Annotated in this window: 12 protein-coding genes; 8 read left to right on the top strand and 4 right to left on the bottom strand. The window is 63.8% G+C overall.

All coding sequences use genetic code 11. The features are described 5' to 3' along the window. Positions 1 to 123: 123 nt before the first annotated feature. Positions 124 to 2841, bottom strand: coding sequence for a preprotein translocase subunit SecA (gene secA, locus ACE3QM_RS11435; RefSeq protein WP_374421964.1), 2718 nt, complete (start codon positions 2839 to 2841; stop codon positions 124 to 126). A gap of 430 nt (positions 2842 to 3271) precedes the next feature. Between secA and ACE3QM_RS11430 the strand changes: the two genes are divergently transcribed. The 5 genes from ACE3QM_RS11430 to ACE3QM_RS11410 all read left to right on the top strand — a co-directional run bounded on the left by ACE3QM_RS11430 (position 3272) and on the right by ACE3QM_RS11410 (position 9694). Then, complete coding sequence (locus tag ACE3QM_RS11430) at positions 3272 to 5278, top strand: alkaline phosphatase (RefSeq protein WP_374421961.1); 2007 nt, start codon at positions 3272 to 3274, stop codon at positions 5276 to 5278. Positions 5279 to 5632: 354 nt separating this feature from the next. Next, positions 5633 to 7372, top strand: coding sequence for an ABC transporter permease (locus ACE3QM_RS11425; RefSeq protein ID WP_374421959.1), 1740 nt, complete (start codon positions 5633 to 5635; stop codon positions 7370 to 7372). A 9-nt stretch (positions 7373 to 7381) separates the two neighbouring features. Further along, a complete protein-coding gene (locus ACE3QM_RS11420) occupies positions 7382 to 8695 on the top strand; it encodes an AAA-associated domain-containing protein (protein WP_048408312.1) in 1314 nt (437 codons plus the stop codon). A gap of 111 nt (positions 8696 to 8806) precedes the next feature. After that, positions 8807 to 9232 carry a DUF721 domain-containing protein gene (locus ACE3QM_RS11415; protein WP_048408313.1) on the top strand — a complete coding sequence of 142 codons (426 nt, stop codon included), beginning with the start codon at positions 8807 to 8809 and terminating at the stop codon, positions 9230 to 9232. A 57-nt stretch (positions 9233 to 9289) separates the two neighbouring features. Beyond that, on the top strand, positions 9290 to 9694 hold the full coding sequence (locus tag ACE3QM_RS11410) for a hypothetical protein (RefSeq protein ID WP_374421956.1): 405 nt from the start codon (positions 9290 to 9292) through the stop codon (positions 9692 to 9694). Between the two features lie 2 nt (positions 9695 to 9696). Here ACE3QM_RS11410 and ACE3QM_RS11405 read toward each other — a convergent pair whose 3' ends face one another. Next, positions 9697 to 11307, bottom strand: a complete 1611-nt coding sequence (locus tag ACE3QM_RS11405; RefSeq protein ID WP_374421954.1) for an FMN-binding glutamate synthase family protein — start codon at positions 11305 to 11307, stop codon at positions 9697 to 9699. 236 nt (positions 11308 to 11543) lie between these two features. Between ACE3QM_RS11405 and ACE3QM_RS11400 the strand changes: the two genes are divergently transcribed. From ACE3QM_RS11400 to ACE3QM_RS11390, 3 genes are all read left to right on the top strand, one after another. Next, positions 11544 to 12431, top strand: coding sequence for a phytanoyl-CoA dioxygenase family protein (locus ACE3QM_RS11400; RefSeq protein ID WP_374421952.1), 888 nt, complete (start codon positions 11544 to 11546; stop codon positions 12429 to 12431). 72 nt (positions 12432 to 12503) lie between these two features. Then, complete coding sequence (locus ACE3QM_RS11395; protein WP_374421950.1) at positions 12504 to 14171, top strand: acid phosphatase; 1668 nt, start codon at positions 12504 to 12506, stop codon at positions 14169 to 14171. Positions 14172 to 15215: 1044 nt separating this feature from the next. Then, positions 15216 to 15650 (top strand): hypothetical protein, encoded by a 435-nt coding sequence (locus ACE3QM_RS11390; protein WP_374421948.1) that lies wholly within the window; start codon positions 15216 to 15218, stop codon positions 15648 to 15650. Between the two features lie 106 nt (positions 15651 to 15756). Here ACE3QM_RS11390 and ACE3QM_RS11385 read toward each other — a convergent pair whose 3' ends face one another. Both ACE3QM_RS11385 and ACE3QM_RS11380 read right to left on the bottom strand, forming a co-directional pair. After that, the gene (locus ACE3QM_RS11385; protein ID WP_081546910.1) at positions 15757 to 16044 is read right to left on the bottom strand and encodes an XRE family transcriptional regulator; all 288 of its coding nucleotides are present in this window, start codon (positions 16042 to 16044) and stop codon (positions 15757 to 15759) included. Continuing rightward, positions 16044 to 16388, bottom strand: coding sequence for a type II toxin-antitoxin system RelE/ParE family toxin (locus ACE3QM_RS11380; protein ID WP_374421945.1), 345 nt, complete (start codon positions 16386 to 16388; stop codon positions 16044 to 16046). The genes ACE3QM_RS11385 and ACE3QM_RS11380 overlap by 1 nt, the downstream gene beginning before the upstream one ends. Between the last annotated feature and the right edge of the window lie 129 nt (positions 16389 to 16517).

The following is a 16517-nucleotide window of genomic DNA, read 5'->3' as shown; positions in this document are numbered from 1 at the left end:
GGCGACGCCTGGGTGAACTGTTGACCCGAGACGATGCTAACACCGCGCCGTTGGCTTGCAAAGCGCATGAGCATGAAAAAAGCCGACGCTCTCGCGTCGGCTTTTGGCCCTGCGGCTACCGGATCACTCCAGACGACCGTGGCACTGCTTGTACTTCTTGCCGCTGCCGCAAGGGCAGGCGTCGTTGCGACCGATACGCAGGCCCTGCGCCGCCAGCGCGTCCGGGGACAGCGGATTGTCCTCGTCCTCGTCCTCGCCCAGCGCCGAACCCGGCGCCGCGTGCTGCATTTCGTACTCGCCCACCTGGTGCGGCTCCACCGCGTCCACGTCTTCCTGGCTGCGGATCTGCACCGTCATCAGCACATTGACCACGCTGCGCTTGATGCGCTCCAGCATGTCGGCGAACAATTCGAAGGCTTCGCGCTTGTATTCCTGCTTCGGATTCTTCTGCGCGTAACCGCGCAGATGAATGCCCTGGCGCAGATGGTCCATCGCCGCCAAGTGTTCGCGCCAGTGGTTGTCCAGCATCTGCAGCACCAGGCTACGCTCGAATTGGCGCATCACGCCGTCGCCGGCCAGGTCCACCTTGGCCTGATAGGTTTCGGCGGCTTGCTCGATGATGCGTTCGCGGATGGACTCGATGTCCAGCGCCGGTTCCGCCTTCAGCCATTCGCTGACCTTGATCGGCAGCAGGAATTCGGCTTCCAGCGTTTTCTCCAGGCCCGGCAGATCCCACTGCTCTTCCATGGATTCCGGCGGCAGATGCTGGTCCACCAGGTCGGACAACACGCCTTCGCGCATATTGACCACCACGTCGGACACATCGCTTTCCACCAGGATTTCATTGCGTTGCTGGTAGATCACCTTGCGCTGGTCGTTGGCGACATCGTCGTATTCCAGCAATTGCTTGCGGATGTCGAAGTTGCGGCCTTCCACCTTGCGCTGGGCGTTCTCGATGGAACGCGACACCCACGGGTGCTCGATCGCCTCGCCTTCCGGCATCTTCAGGCGGTCCATGATCGCGGCGACGCGGTCGGACGCGAAGATGCGCAGCAGCGGGTCTTCCAGGCACAGGTAGAAACGGGAGGAGCCCGGGTCGCCCTGACGGCCGGAACGGCCGCGCAGCTGGTTGTCGATACGGCGCGATTCGTGGCGCTCGGTGCCGACGATGTGCAGGCCGCCGGCGGCCAGCACCTGATCATGCACCACTTGCCAATCGGCGCGAATCTTGTCGATGCGCGCGCGCTTTTCCTCGGCGGACAGGCTGTCGTCGGACTCTACGCCCTTGATTTCCGGTTCCGGGTTGCCGCCCAGCACGATGTCGGTGCCGCGGCCGGCCATATTGGTGGCCACGGTGATCACGCCGGGACTGCCGGCCTGCACCACGATGTCGGCTTCGCGCGCGTGTTCCTTGGCGTTCAGCACATTGTGCGGCAGCTTGGCCTTTTGCAGCAGATTGGCGATCAGCTCGGAGTTCTCGATGCTGGTGGTGCCCACCAGCACCGGCTGGCCGCGCTCATGGCAATCCTTGATATCGGCCAGGATGGCGTCGTACTTCTCCTTGGCGGAGCGGTAGACCTTGTCCTGTGCGTCCTTGCGGACCATGGGCCGGTTGGTCGGAATCACCACGGTTTCCAGGCCGTAGATGCTCTGGAATTCGTAAGCCTCGGTGTCGGCGGTGCCGGTCATGCCGGCCAGCTTGCCGTACAGGCGGAAGTAGTTCTGGAAGGTGATGGACGCCAGCGTCTGGTTCTCGCGGTTGATCTCCACGCCTTCCTTGGCTTCCACCGCCTGGTGCAGGCCTTCCGACCAGCGGCGGCCGGACATCAGGCGGCCGGTGAATTCATCCACGATCACCACTTCGCCGTCCTGCACCACGTAATGCTGGTCCTTGTGGAACAGCGAATGGGCGCGCAGCGCGGCCATCAGGTGGTGCATCAGGGTGATGTTGGTGGCGGAATACAGGCTGTCGCCGTCCTTCAGCAGGCCCAGGCGGGTGAGGATTTCCTCGCTGTGCTCGTGGCCGGCTTCGGACATCATCACCGAGTTGGCTTTCTCGTCCACCCAGTAATCGCCTTCGCCCTCTTCGGTTTCCTGGCGCTTCAGCATCGGCGGCACCGCGTTCATGCGCTGGTACATGTCGATATTGTCGTCGGCCGGGCCGGAGATGATCAGCGGGGTGCGCGCTTCGTCGATCAAGATGGAGTCCACCTCGTCGATCACCGCGTAGGCGAGCTTGCGCTGCACCTTCTCTTCCACGCTGAACACCATATTGTCGCGCAGATAGTCGAAACCGAATTCGTTGTTGGTGCCGTAGGTGATGTCGCAGGCGTAGGCTTCCTGCTTCTCGTCATGCGGCATCTGGGACAGGTTGACGCCGACGGACAGGCCCAGGAAGTTGTACAGCTTGGCCATGATGCCGGCGTCGCGGCTGGCCAGGTAGTCGTTGACGGTGACGACATGCACGCCGTCGCCGGTCAGCGCGTTCAGGTAGGACGGCAGCGTGGCCACCAGGGTCTTGCCCTCGCCGGTGCGCATCTCGGCGATCTTGCCGTAGTGCAGCACCATGCCGCCGATCAGTTGCACGTCGAAATGGCGCATGCCCAGCACGCGGCGCGAGGCCTCGCGGCATACCGCGAAGGCTTCCGGCAGCAGATCGTCTACCGTCTCGCCCTTGGCCAGACGCTGTTTGAACTCGTCGGTTTTAGCTGCCAAGGCCTCGTCGGACAACGCTTTCAAGCCCTCTTCCAGAGCATTGATACGCACCACCGTCTGGCGGAATTGCTTCAGGAGCCGGTCATTGCGGCTGCCGAATACTTTTTTGAGCAAAGAAGAAATCATGTAATCGAATCCAGAGACCAGCGGGCTGTTTAGATAGGTGTCCGCAAAAATGCCTGAAAGTGTAGCACATTAGCAGTCTTGTTTTATTGGGGCGCGGTTGCGCTGTATCAAGAGGCCGAGCGGAACAAACCCGGCCTTTTTCCGCCGGCGCCGAAGCCGCTCCCCTGCCTGAGCTCCCACCTCGCTCGCCGCGGCCTTGGCCGGCCGCGAATCAAACAAGTGTTGGTTTTAGACTACGATTCGCCGGCAAATTCGAGCAAACACTCAATTAAATTGACACCCGCTGTCATGCCAATTTAATAATCCCCTCAAACAATAGCGCCTTTCCAAACAAGGGCCGTCCACGGCCCGGCTCAACCGCGCAACACGCAGCGCCACCTACAGAGGGGAACAGATGGATCGCAGACAGTTTTTGAAATGGAGCAGCTTTTTGACCGTTTCCACCGCGGCCGGCGCCCTGTCCGCCTGCGGCGGCAGCGGCGGCGCAGCCAGCCAGCCGGGGGGCAAGGACGCGGCCGAGGGCATAGCCGGCAGCGGTTTCGGCCAGGGCGTGGCCTCCGGCGACCCCAAGCCGGACAGCATCATCCTGTGGACCCGTGCCGACGGCGGCAGCGGCGGCCAGAACATCAAGGTCACGCTGCAATTGTCCGACCGCGCCGACTTCACCACCCTGCTGGTCAATGTCGCGCTCAGCGCCCAGCCCGCCTGGGACTACACCCTCCGCCACAAAGTCACCGGGCTCAACAGCGCCACCACTTACTACTATCGCTTCCTCACCGGCGCGGCGGTCAGCATGACCGGCCGCACCAAGACCGCGCCGGCGGCCGGCACCCCGCTGTCCCAGCTCAAGTTCGCCTTCATTTCCTGTCAGGACTGGAGCGTCAACCACTGGGGCGCCTTCGACGAACTGGCCAACCAGGACCTGGACTTCATCGTCCACCTGGGCGACTACATCTACGAGACCGTCGGCGCCGGCTTCCAGAGCGGCGGCAATGAAAGCCGCCACCCGGCGCTGAGCCTGCCCAATGGCACCAAGCGCGCCGACGGCGCGATCTACGCCACCACGCTGGCGGACTACCGCTCGCTGTACAAGGCCTATCGCGGCGACGCCCGGCTGCAGAAGCTGCATGCCAGCTTCCCGATGATAGCGATCTGGGACGACCACGAGTTTTCCGACGACTGCTGGCAGGACCGTCAGGAATACAGCGCCACCGACGACAGCACGCCGCAAACCGCGCGCCGCCGCAGTGCCAGCCAAGCCTGGTTCGAAAACATGCCGGCCGATGTCCAGCTGGACCTGAACAATCCCTCGTTCCAGAACATCCAGATCTACCGCAGCTTCGTGTTCGGCGACCTGGCCACGCTGGTGATGACCGACGAGCGCCTGTACCGCAGCGATCACATCATTCCGGAAACCCAGACCGGCAGCGAAATCGGCAGCCGCTACTTCGTGCCGCAGGACATCCTGTCCCAGGTCGAAGCCGCCAAGATGACGTCCACCGGCGGCAATCTGCTGAGCGTGTCGGTGCTGGGCGAAACCCAGCGCGCCTGGTGGCAGGGCCAGATGAAGTCCGCCACCACCACCTGGAAGCTGTGGGGCAATGAAGTATCGCTGCTGCGCATGGGCTTTGACGGCACCGTCGCGGTCGCCGCGCTGCTGACCCAGGGCCTGGTGCCGCAATTGGCCGGTTTCGGCCTGACGCTGAGCCAGCCGCAAATCGCCCAATTGCAAGGCGCGCTCTATCTGGACCTGGCCGCCGCCAACACCAGCGGCGCCACTCCGGTGGTCAGCTATACCAACACCCAGCCGCTGTTGAGCAGCCTCAGCGGCGGCGCGATCTCCGCCGGCACCTTCAACGCCAGCATCAAGCCCGGCCTGGACGCCGGCCTGCCGCCGTCGCTGTTCTTCGACAAATTCATCCTCAACGCCGACCAATGGGACGGCTACAACGCCGAGCGCAAGGCGCTGATGGCCTATCTGAAAGCCCAGTCCATCGGCAATGTGGTGGCGCTCACCGGCGACATCCACGCCTTCTTCGCCGGCCCGGTGATGGACGACTACGACGCCGCCAGCCCCAGCCCGGTGATGGTGGACCTGGTCACCGCCGGCGTGTCCAGCAACTCGCTGTTCAGCTATTTCAAGAACGTGGTGGACACCGTGCCGGCCTTCTCCAAGGCCAAGCCGCTGATCTACACCACGGCCGGCGGCCAGGTGGTCAACACCTTCACCAACACCTTGCAAAGCTTCAACAGCTGGCTCAAATACGTGGACAGCGACGCCCAGGGCTATGCGCTGGTGACCTTGACCCCGGCCAAGCTCAGCTGCGTGTTCCACAAGGTGGGTGCCGTCAGCAACGGCGTCGCGCCCAGCCCGGCCACGCTCAGCGTCAAGACCGTGGAAGTGGCGGCGGGCGCCCCCGCGGGCAACGTGGAGTAAAACACAAGCCGGCCGCGCCGCCCGCCCCGGTTGCACCGCGCGGCGGCGCCACGCCCAAGCCCTTGATTTGCGTCAGTACAATTCGTCACAAAACACCAACAAATCTGCCGTGCCGGTAACATTCCCGCACTCACAACTCTGCTAGTATCCAGCGCCGACGCCATGCGTACCCATTCCCGATGCATGGCCTTGCCCGTAGTCCACGCCCGATGCCCTTGGCCTATGCTTCAGATGACGGGCATGCCGCTTCCGGCCGCGTGTCCCGCTGCCGCGGCTCCGCCCGAATAAAACAGACTAAAGAACCGCTGACCGCCGCAGGCGGCGCTGTCGGCGGCGCTAAACCGGAGAGGCCAGATGACTACCGTTGTCCGCCATTTCATGCCCGCCACCGCCAAGCGGCTGATTCCCAACCGCTGGGATTTGATCGCGTTTCCGCTATTGCTGGGTTTCCTGTTGATGGCCACCACCGGCATCCGCGAAACCTGGGCGCCGCTGACCGCGCTGCAAACCGTGCCGATCACGCTGGACCCGGCCAATCTACCGGAATACGCATTGCGCACCACGCTGCGCATGTTGGCCGCGATGGCCGCCGCCCTGGTCTTCACCCTGATCTACGGCACGCTGGCGGCCAAGAGCCGTCGCGCCGGCCTGCTGCTGGTGCCCATCCTGGACATCCTGCAATCGGTGCCGGTGCTCGGCTACATCTCCTTCACCGTCACCTTCTTCCTGGCGCTGTTTCCCGGTCGGGTGCTGGGCGCGGAATTCGCCGCCATCTTCGCCATTTTCACCAGCCAGGCCTGGAACATGACCTTCAGCTTCTACCAATCGCTGCGCACCGTGCCGCGCGATCTGGAAGAAGTCTCGGTCAATCTGCGGCTGACGCCGTGGCAGAAGTTCTGGAAGCTGGAAGTGCCGTTCTCCATGCCCGGCATGATCTGGAACATGATGATGAGCATGTCCGGCGGCTGGTTCTTCGTGGTGGCCTCGGAAGCCATCACCGTCGGCGACAAGACCGTCACCCTGCCCGGCGTCGGCTCCTACCTGGCCATGGCCATTCAGAACAAGAACCTCGCAGCCGTCGGCTGGGTGATCCTGACCATGACCGTGGTCATCATCATCTACGACCAATTCCTGTTCCGCCCGATGGTGGCCTGGGCCGATAAATTCCGCCTGGAAGACACCGCCAGCCAATCGGCGCCGGAATCCTGGGTGCTGAACCTGATCCAGCGCACCCGCGCCATCCAGCAACTGCTCAAGCCCTTCAGCAAACTGCTGCGCGTGCTCGCCCGGCTGCGTCTCGACTACCGGCTGCCGCAAGGCCTGCATTCCGAAGCGCAAACCCCGGTGTCGCGCGGCATCGACGTGGTCTGGTGGCTGCTGGTGGCGGTGCTGGGCCTGCTCGCCAGCTGGAAGCTGGTGACCTTCATCCACAGCGAAGTGGGCGCATCCGAGGTGCTGCGCGTGCTGGGCCTGGGCCTGATCACCCTGCTGCGGGTATCGCTGCTGATCCTGCTGGCCTCTCTGGTCTGGGTGCCCTTGGGCGTTTACATCGGCCTGCGCCCGGCGCTGGCGGAAAAGATCCAGCCGCTGGCGCAATTCCTCGCCGCCTTCCCGGCCAACCTGCTGTTCCCGGTATTCGTGGTCTTCATCGTCCACTTCAAGCTGAGCCCGGACATCTGGCTGTCGCCGCTGATCGTGCTCGGCACCCAGTGGTACATCCTGTTCAACGTGGTGGCCGGCGCCAGCGCCTTCCCCAACGATTTTCGCGAAGCCTCGGCCAATTTCCGCATCCGCGGCTGGCAATGGTGGCGGCAAGTGATGCTGCCCGGCATCTTCCCCTACTATGTCACCGGCGCGATAACGGCATCCGGCGGGGCATGGAACGCCAGCATCGTGTCCGAATACGTGTCCTGGGGCGACGACAAACTGGCCGCCCACGGCCTGGGCGCCTATATCGCCCAGACCACCGCCGCCGGCGACTACCCCAAGATACTGCTCGGCATCGCGGTGATGTCCTTGTTCGTCGTCCTGTTCAACCGCCTGCTGTGGCGTCCCATGTACGCGATCGCCGAAAACAAACTCCGTCTCAACTAAGGGGCAACCATGACTCAAGACACCATCACCCCGGGGCGGGAAATTTTCCGGCTGGAAAACGTTTGTCGCGGTTTCAAAAAGGGCAATGACGAAATCCAGGTGCTGGACGACGTCAACCTGACGCTGCGCGAAGGCGAGATCGTCGGCCTGCTCGGCCGCTCCGGCTCCGGCAAATCCACCTTGCTGCGCATCATCGCCGGCCTGATCAAGCAAAGCAGCGGCGACGTCCGCTACCACGACAAGCCCTTGACCGGCCCGGCCGAAGGCGTGGCCATGGTGTTCCAGACTTTCGCGCTGTTCCCGTGGCTGACCGTGCTGCAAAACGTGGAAGCCGGCCTGGAAGCGCTGGGCGTGGAAGCCAAGGAACGCCGCCGCCGCGCGCTGGCCGCCATCGACCTGATCGGCCTGGACGGCTTTGAAAACGCCTATCCGCGCGAGCTGTCCGGCGGCATGCGCCAACGCGTCGGCTTCGCCCGCGGCCTAGTGGTCAATCCGACGCTGCTGTTGATGGACGAGCCCTTCTCCGCGTTGGACGTGCTCACCGCCGAAACGCTGCGCACCGATATGCTGGACCTGTGGAGCCAGGGCCAGCTGCCGATCAAGTCGGTGCTCATCGTCACCCACAATATCGAAGAAGCCGTGTTCATGTGCGACCGCATCCTGGTGCTGTCGTCCAACCCCGGCCGCGTGGTGGCGGAGATCAAAGTGCCGTTCCCGCATCGCCGCAACCGGCTGGACCCGGCCTTCCGCAAGATGGTGGACGACATCTACGCGCTGATGACCGCGCGCCGCAGCGCCCACACCCTGCACAAGCTGCCGCTGGAAATCGGCAGTCAGCTGAGCGAGGTCTCCACCAACCTGATGGCCGGCCTGATCGAGGAAGTGGCGCAAGCGCCCTACCACGGCAAGGCCGACATGCCGGAAATCGCGGAAAAACTGCGGCTGGAAGTGGATGAATTATTCCCGGTGGCGGAAATTCTCGAGCATCTGGGCTTCGCCGAACTCAAGGACGGCGACATCCTGCTCACCGCCGCCGGCAAGCTGTTCGCCGACTACGGCACCCAGGAACGCAAGGTGCAGTTCGCCGAGCACTTGCAGCGCCATGTGCCCATGGCCGCCCACATCCGCAAAGTGCTGCAGGAACGCCCCGGCCAGCGCGCGCCGCGGCTGCGCTTCGCCCAGGAACTGGAAGACTCATTGTCCGACGAGGCCGCCGAGGAAACGCTGGACACCGTGATCAGTTGGGGACGCTACGCGGAAATCTTCTCCTACAACGACCATACCGAAACCTTCAGTCTGGAAGACGTGGAAGGCGGCCAATAAGGCCTCCGGCCGGGCCCGCGCCCGGCCGGCCCTCCGCAGCACACTGGCCTCAGCCTCCCCAAGCGCCCCCGTCAGCGGCTACAATGAACTGTTTTCACTAGACAGCCCGCCATGTCCGGACGCCAATTCAACGACATCGCCAGCAAAGACAGCACCCTGACCCGGCTCACCGCCGAGGCCAAAGAGCTGATGAAGCTGGACCGCGCCTTCCAGAAGCTGCTGCCGCCGCTGCTGGCCGGCACTTGCCGCGCCGTGCGCATCCGCGACGACGAACTGGTGATCTACACCGACACCGGCATCATCGCCGCCCGCCTGCGCATGCTCGCGCCCGGCCTATTGCCGCAGTTGGCCAAGCAAGGCTTCATCGCCGGCAAGACCCGGGTCAAGGTGGACGTGCGCCTGGCGCGCAAGCCGCGCGAGAAGAAACTGAAAATCAGCCAAAACGCGCTGGACGGCATGGAAGAAGCCGCCTCCAGCGTCAGCAACCCGCTGGTCAGCGCCGCGCTGGCCAAGCTGATCGCCCACCACCGCGAATAAAAACCGGCGCCATCGACCGCCTTGCCGGCCCCGGTCAAACCGGCTTAAAGTCGCGGCATGAAACAAAACATCATCATATTGCTCGCCGGTCTGGCCGCCGGCTTCGCCCAAGCCGCCCCGGCCGAACAGCCAACGCCGGCCGAGGCGGAAGCCGCCTTCAAGGCCCAGACGCTCGCCGATCTCGACGCCAAGCCGGAATCCACCCACACCCTGCTGATGCGCTCCATGGTGGAATCCATGCTCAAGGACCTGCGCGTCACCGCGGTGGACGACTGCCAGGCCGACGAAGAAAACGCCACCCTGGACTGCGAAGTCCGCTATCAAGGCCGCAAACTCACCGGCAAGCCGGTGGAGCGCGAGCAACGGATGCGCTTCAGCCGCCAGGACGGTCAATGGCGCATCCTGCCGCCGCCCAAGGACGCGGACGACGAAGAAAGCGGCGCCGCGCCCTCCCCGCAATAGGCTCAGACCAGCTGGGCCTCGAAGCTGTCCGCCCGCGCCATCTGCCACATGCGGCCATAGAACGCCGCCTTGATCTCAGGCTCCAGCAACTCGCCCGGCTTGAGGAAAACGTGCAGCTGCGAAAACAGGCGGATCTCGGTATCGCTGACGCGGCGCACCAAGTGGTGCGGCCGCAGCTGAGACGGATGCTCCAGCCCGGCCGAGGCCAGCATCTCCGCCAGCGCCTTCATGGTGTTGCGATGGAAATGGAACACCCGGTCCGCCTTGTCCGGCACCACCAGCGCGCGCTGGCGCAGCTTGTCCTGCGTCGCCACCCCGGTGGGGCAGCGGTTGGTATGGCAGCTCTGACTCTGGATGCAGCCGATGGCGAACATGAAGCCGCGCGCGGAATTGGCCCAATCCGCGCCTATCGCCAGCACGCTGGCGATGTCGAAAGCGCTGACCAGCTTGCCGCTGGCGCCTATCTTGATCTTGTCGCGCAGATTCAGGCCCACCAGCACATTGTGGACAAACAGCAAGCCCTCGCGCAGCGGCACGCCGATATGGTCGGTGAACTCCAGCGGCGCCGCGCCGGTGCCACCCTCCTTGCCGTCCACCACGATGAAATCCGGCAGAATCCCCGTTTCCAGCATCGCCTTGGCGATGCTCATGAACTCCCACGGATGGCCCAGGCAAAACTTGAAGCCCACCGGCTTGCCGCCGGACAGCTCGCGCAGCCGCGCGATGAAGGCCATCATCTCCAGCGGCGTGGAAAACGCGCTGTGGCGCGACGGCGACACGCAATCCTGCCCCAGCGGCACACCGCGGGTGGCGGCGATTTCCGGCGTCACCTTGTGCTTGGGCAGAATGCCGCCATGGCCAGGCTTGGCGCCCTGGCTCAGCTTGATCTCGATCATTTTCACCTGCGGATTGCGCGCCTGCTCGGCGAAGCGCTCCGCGTCGAAACCGCCGACCGCGTCGCGGCAGCCGAAATAACCGCTGCCCAGCTCCCACACCAGCGCGCCGCCATGCTCCAAGTGGTAAGGACTGATGCTGCCCTCGCCGGTGTCGTGATAGAAATCGCCGCGCTGCGCGCCCTGGTTCAAGGCGCGGATGGCATTGGCGCTGAGCGCGCCGAAACTCATCGCCGACACATTGAACAGGGACGCCGAATACGGCTGCGCGCATTGCGGGCCGCCGATCTCCACGCGGAAACCGGCCGGATCGCTCAGCGGCGCCGGCCGCATCGAATGGCTGATGAACTCGAAACCCGGCTGGTATACATCGATCAAGGTGCCGAACGGCTTGTCCGCGCCCTCGTTCTTGGCCCGCGCGTACACCAGCGAACGCTGCGCGCGCGAAAACGGCAACTGCTCACGGTCGGACTCCAGCAGATATTGGCGGATTTCCGGACGGATGCTTTCCACCAGGTAACGGATATTGCCCAGGATCGGGTAGTTGCGCCGCACCGCGTGACGGGTTTGCAGCAGATCGAACACCCCCAGCAGCGTCAGCGCGGCGGCAGCCAGCGTGAACGGCCACAGCCACTCGTAATGAACGAAAGGCAGGCTGAACAGGGTAAACAACAGACAACAGGAGAAAAAAGCGTAACGGCTCAACAGGGACACACTCATGCGGACTCCTCAGCGGCGAATGGCGGCAAGGGCTCAGGGTAAGGTCGAAAACCCGCCGCGCACAAGCCGCGGCGAACGCCATTCACATTAATAAATACATTCACTATATAGATAGTCAATGACCTGACCTAAAGGCCGGCTCCGCAGACATGGCGAATGTCCGGAATATAACATCCCACCACAGCACAGCGCCGCGCACCGCGTCGGCGACTCGACAATGCGATGGAACCCAACACATGCCCAGCCTGCAACACTTCCGACCGGACACCGCGCCGGCAACCCTGATCGCCGCGCTAGAACAAGACGGCGGCATCGTGATCGAGCACTTGTTGACCCCGGAAGGCCTGGCACAGTTCCGCGCCCAGCTGCAACCGTTGCTGGACCGCACCGCCCCCTGTCAGGGTGATTTCTACGGCCATGTCACCCGCCGGCTCAGCGGCCTGATCGAACGCGTGCCCGCCACCCGCGAGCTCGCCATTCATCCCTTGATCCTGCAAGTGATGGACGCCTTCCTGCTGCGCGGCTGCCGCGAATACCAGCTCAACCTGACCCAGGCCATCAGCATCGGCCCCGGCGAACCGCGCCAATTCCTGCACAGCGATGATCTGATGTTCCCCGGCACCGCGCCCGGATCGGAAAAAATGATCAACTGCATGTACGCGCTGGACGACTTCACCGAACAGAACGGCGCCACCTGCGTCGTGCCCGGCAGCCACCGCTGGCCCGAGCCGCGAGAACCCAGGCCGGAAGAAGTCATCAGCGCCGCCATGCCCGCCGGCTCGGTGCTGATCTATCTGGGTTCGCTGGTCCACGGCGGCGGCGCCAACCACAGCGCCCAAGCGCGTACCGGCGTGGTCATCAGCTACAACCTGGGCTGGCTGCGCCAGGCGGAAAACCAATACCTCGCCGTTTCCCGCGAACTGGCCCGCACGCTGCCGCCGCGGCTGCAACGGCTGCTGGGCTACTTCGTCCACGCGCCCAACCTTGGCAGCCTGGACGGCCGCGACCCGATAGAACTGCTGCGCGAGGCGCCGCCGGCGGACACCCTGTTCCGCGAATTCCTGCCGGAAGAAGTGCTGCAGCCGCTGGCGGAAGCCCGCGCCGCCGCGCTGCGCGCCAACTAAACACCGACATCCAGCCGCAACACGGCGGCGGGATGATGGACCACACCGCACGCCCCCAGACAAGGACGCATCATGACCGCCGCCGATGAACAGGACAGCCCGTTGCCAGCCGAAACGGACGCCCCGCAAGACCCCTCCCGCCGCCGCCTGTTCGAAGGCCTGGCCGCCATCGGCGCCAGTTGCGCCTTGCCGGCCGCCGCCGCGCCAACAGCGAGCAAGCACCCGCGCCACGGCCAGCTGGACGCGCTGCTCAAGGCCAATATCAAGAACGTGGTGGTGATCTACCTGGAAAACCGCAGCTTCAACAACCTCTACGGCAACTTTCCCGGCGTGGCCCAGCCGCTGAGCGCGGTCAAGCCGGAACAGGCGCAGCAACGCGACCGCGACGGTCAGCCGCTGTCCGGCCTGCCCAAGATCTGGGGCGGCCTGGTGCCCACCGGCCAGACCGTGGCCGGCAAGCGCTATTTCATCGAAGAAAAAGACATCCACGGCCTGCCCAACGCGCCCTTCCCGCTGAAGGACGCCGAAGGCCAGCCGCTGCCGGAAGCGGTGATCACCCGCGATCTCTGCCATCTGTTCTATCACAACCAGATGCAGATCAACGACGGCCGCAACGACCAGTTCGTCGCCTGGGCCGATTCCGGCGCGCTGGTGATGGGCCACTACCCGGACACCGCGCGCACGCTCAACCAATGGCAGATCGCCCGCCGTTTCACCCTGTGCGACAACTTTTTCATGGCGGCCTTCGGCGGCTCCTATCTCAACCACCAGTTCCTGATCTCCGCGCGCACTCCGGAATACTTCAACGCCGCCCAGACCCCGGCCAAGAAGAAAATCGCCGTGCTGGCCGACGGCCCCACCGGCCACCAATTGGCGCTGGACCCAAAATCCCCGGCCTCGGCGCTGGACGGCCCGCCCAAATTCGTCAACAGCGGCGCCATCACCCCGGACGGCTACGCGGTCAACACCATGGCCCCGCCCTACCAGCCCAGCTTCGTGCGGCCGGCGGAAGGCGGCGACAAGCGCTACGCCGACCCGCAAGACCCCAGCACCCTGCCGCCGCAAAACTACCGCACCATAGGCGACCTCTTGTCCGAGAAGCACATAGACTGGGCCTGGTACGGCGGCAGCTGGCAGGCGGCGCTGGACGGCAAGGGCGGCGGCGACGCGCCCAACTTCCAATATCATCACCAGCCCTTCAACTACTTCCGCCAGTTCGCGCCCGGCAGCGCCGCCCGCGAGCGCCATCTGCTGGACGGCGGCCTGGGCGACAGCCCGATCTCCAACCGCTTCATCGCCGACGCCGTGGCCGGCAAACTGCCCGCGGTGGCCTTCTACAAGCCGCAGGGCAATCTGAACATGCACGCCGGTTATTCCGACGTGGAATCCGGCGATCGTCATGTGGCCAATGTGTTGCAGCATTTGATGAGCGGCCCGCAGTGGAAGCATATGCTGGTGGTGATCACTCACGATGAGAACGGCGGCTGGTGGGACCATGTGGCGCCGCCGCCGGGGGACCGCTGGGGGCCGGGTTCGCGGATTCCGGCGATCATCGCCTCGCCGTTCGCCAAGCGCGGGCATGTGGATCACACCTTTTACGACACCACGTCCATCATCCGTTTCATCAGCCGGCTGCATGATTTGCCGGAGCTGGAAGGGGTAAGCGCGCGCAATGCGGCCTTCCGCGCGCGCGGCGCGCAGCCGCCGGGGGATTTGACCGGGGCTTTGGCGTTTGCGTGAGGGGCGTTGTTGCATCCGCTTTGCGGATGATGATTTGGGTGCCGCTTTCCGCGCTGACCGAGCGAGGCAAGCGCAGCGTCGCGAGGGCATTTGAATCCGCTGCGCGGATGATGATTTTGATTGCCGGGGCTGCCCGGCGGGCAGGAAGGGGAATTTGCTCGGCCAAATTCCCCTTCACCCCAAAGGCCGCCCTGCAAGCCTGGCCTGCGGCTTCCCGCCGGGTCCCGTCAGGCCCGAGGCGCGGCTGAACTCGCAGCGCGCTAACGTCGCGCTGCTCGAACAAGCAGCCGCTTAAAACCTCGGGCCTGCCACCCGACGGCAGGCTTGAAGGGACCAGGGGCGCGTCGCAAACGTGGTTTCTCCTTGGCTCTTTGGAGATATCCACAGAAAAGGGAACAGCGCAAAGTTACCCACAGAGCGGCCCAAGTAGTGAATCAACTTCCTCCTATTTAGAGAATTGACCACCTCGTGTAGCGCCCAAGAGTCCCCTCGGGGCGCGCCGGAGAAAAAGGGGTCTGCAAGGTTTTAAGCGGCTGCTTTGTTTGAGCGATTTGACGTTAGCAAATCGCGAGTTCAGCCGCGCCTTGCAGGCCCCTTTTTCTTCGGGGTTTCGCGTCCTGGGGGACGAGGGGGGATGGAAGGGGGCGGCGGCCCGCCCCCTCCCCGTTCGCCGGGCGGAACCGGCCCTAAATCAATATCCGCGCAGCGGATTCAAAACCAGATCACTCAACAAGTAAGCCACGCTCAATCAAAGCAACCACCCCGCCTTGACCCCAAGCACTCCCTCAGGAACAATCCCCCCGTTGCCGCCCACAAGCGGCACACGGGATTGGCGTCCCGTTTCCGAAGTCGACAAGCCAACGCAGCATGCTGCGTTGGCTGCTTTATCCATGGCAAGGCCGTTTTGGCAGGCGCATGGTGGGAGAGCGCTATGCGCTCGCCGGCAAGACTTCGGACCGGTACGCCAATCCTGCCACGCGCCTGCCTAATACCTCAGCCTCACCCGGCAGGTGGTTTATCTTGTGTCACAGCAGGAGAAACACCATGTCTTACACCCTACCTTCCCGCCGCCGCTACAAACTGGCCGCCCGCGAACAGCAGGCCACCCTGCTCCCCTTCGTCCGCTACCTGCCCTCCCGCGACTACCCCCACTACTGGCAAATGCCCGCTGCCTCCGAGAACTACGACATCGCCTGCGCTTACGGCCGCGAATGCGCCGCCCATCTGCTGCAATGGCTGAAGGACAATCCGGAATATGTCGGTTCCGGCCTGCTCAGCCGCGTCGCCCGCGACATCGACTTCGGCGACCGCAGCCAGCGCGGCCACTGGATGGGTTTCTTCAACTACCTTGAGCACATGCTGTGGCTGGGCGCGCGCCGGGTTAAGGTCTACCGCCATCTCGACAGCCAACACCAGCTGCACGACGCGCAAATCCTGCGCACCTGGCTGGAGGCGCGGCACGCGCGACGCCGGCATTAAACCCGGCCGACGGATCTAGCCGTAAACTGCGCTGCCATCGTAAAAAAGCACCGTTTTCCTGATTAGGGAACGGTGCTTTTTGCTCGTATTGGATCAAAAACACGCTTCAGGCGGGAACGAGCTCCACCTTGATTTTCTTGCCAAGCGCCGTCGCGGCGCCTGCCAGCGTAGCCAGCGTCAAGCTGGTATCCGTGTCATCCAGCAAGCGGTTCAAGGCCGCGCGGCTGGTATGCATTTTCTTTGCCATAGCGGTCTTATTCAGCTTCTGCGCCTTCATTTCCTGCTGAATCTGCCAGGCGATCACCCGCTTCACGGCGATTGCCGTGGCTTCTTCCAGCATGCCCTCTTCGGCCAGAAAGTCATCGAAGCGGCTGCCGATATGCTCTTTGTTCATCATGTATTCCCTAGCTGTTTGAGCCGCGCAAGCGCCAGCCCCAAATCTTCCTTCGCCGTGGCCTGCGACTTCTTGATGAAACCATGCAGCAGAACCATCGCCTCCGCGACCACGGTGAACATCACTCTGGCGATACGCCCAGGCAGATGGATGCGGACCTCCCATAAATCCTTGGCCATTTTTCGCACCAAGGGCATGCCAAGCGGCCAGCCAAACTGGACCGTCTTGATGGCTGCGCCTATGACTTTCCGGTCCGGAGCCTCTAGCGCTTTCAACCAATCACACACGGGTTCCGTACCGCTTGCCGTCTGGTAGAAACGAACATCCAGGATGGGGGCACTCATACTTGAATGGTACCAATTTTGGTACATTAGTCAAATCGAAAGCCTAGGCTGAAATACCGGCGCCACTTAGAACCTGTTTACGATCTCGCGAGCTAGGGCGAGACAAGGCGAAAACGAGCGAAAAAGCGG

The organism is Chromobacterium sp., assembly GCF_041912965.1.
GTDB classification, from domain to species: Bacteria; Pseudomonadota; Gammaproteobacteria; order Burkholderiales; family Chromobacteriaceae; genus Chromobacterium; species Chromobacterium aquaticum.
This window is presented reverse-complemented; position numbering and strand designations above follow the sequence as displayed.

Coding starts and splice junctions, on each gene's coding strand:
- ACE3QM_RS11405 (WP_374421954.1), bottom strand. CDS start 11,307: ATGAGTGTGTCCCTGTTGAGCCGTTACGCTTTTTTCTCCTGTTGTCTG.
- ACE3QM_RS11400 (WP_374421952.1), top strand. CDS start 11,544: ATGCCCAGCCTGCAACACTTCCGACCGGACACCGCGCCGGCAACCCTG.
- ACE3QM_RS11420 (WP_048408312.1), top strand. CDS start 7,382: ATGACTCAAGACACCATCACCCCGGGGCGGGAAATTTTCCGGCTGGAA.
- ACE3QM_RS11390 (WP_374421948.1), top strand. CDS start 15,216: ATGTCTTACACCCTACCTTCCCGCCGCCGCTACAAACTGGCCGCCCGC.
- ACE3QM_RS11425 (WP_374421959.1), top strand. CDS start 5,633: ATGACTACCGTTGTCCGCCATTTCATGCCCGCCACCGCCAAGCGGCTG.
- ACE3QM_RS11380 (WP_374421945.1), bottom strand. CDS start 16,388: ATGAGTGCCCCCATCCTGGATGTTCGTTTCTACCAGACGGCAAGCGGT.
- ACE3QM_RS11385 (WP_081546910.1), bottom strand. CDS start 16,044: ATGAACAAAGAGCATATCGGCAGCCGCTTCGATGACTTTCTGGCCGAA.
- ACE3QM_RS11410 (WP_374421956.1), top strand. CDS start 9,290: ATGAAACAAAACATCATCATATTGCTCGCCGGTCTGGCCGCCGGCTTC.
- secA (WP_374421964.1), bottom strand. CDS start 2,841: ATGATTTCTTCTTTGCTCAAAAAAGTATTCGGCAGCCGCAATGACCGG.
- ACE3QM_RS11415 (WP_048408313.1), top strand. CDS start 8,807: ATGTCCGGACGCCAATTCAACGACATCGCCAGCAAAGACAGCACCCTG.
- ACE3QM_RS11395 (WP_374421950.1), top strand. CDS start 12,504: ATGACCGCCGCCGATGAACAGGACAGCCCGTTGCCAGCCGAAACGGAC.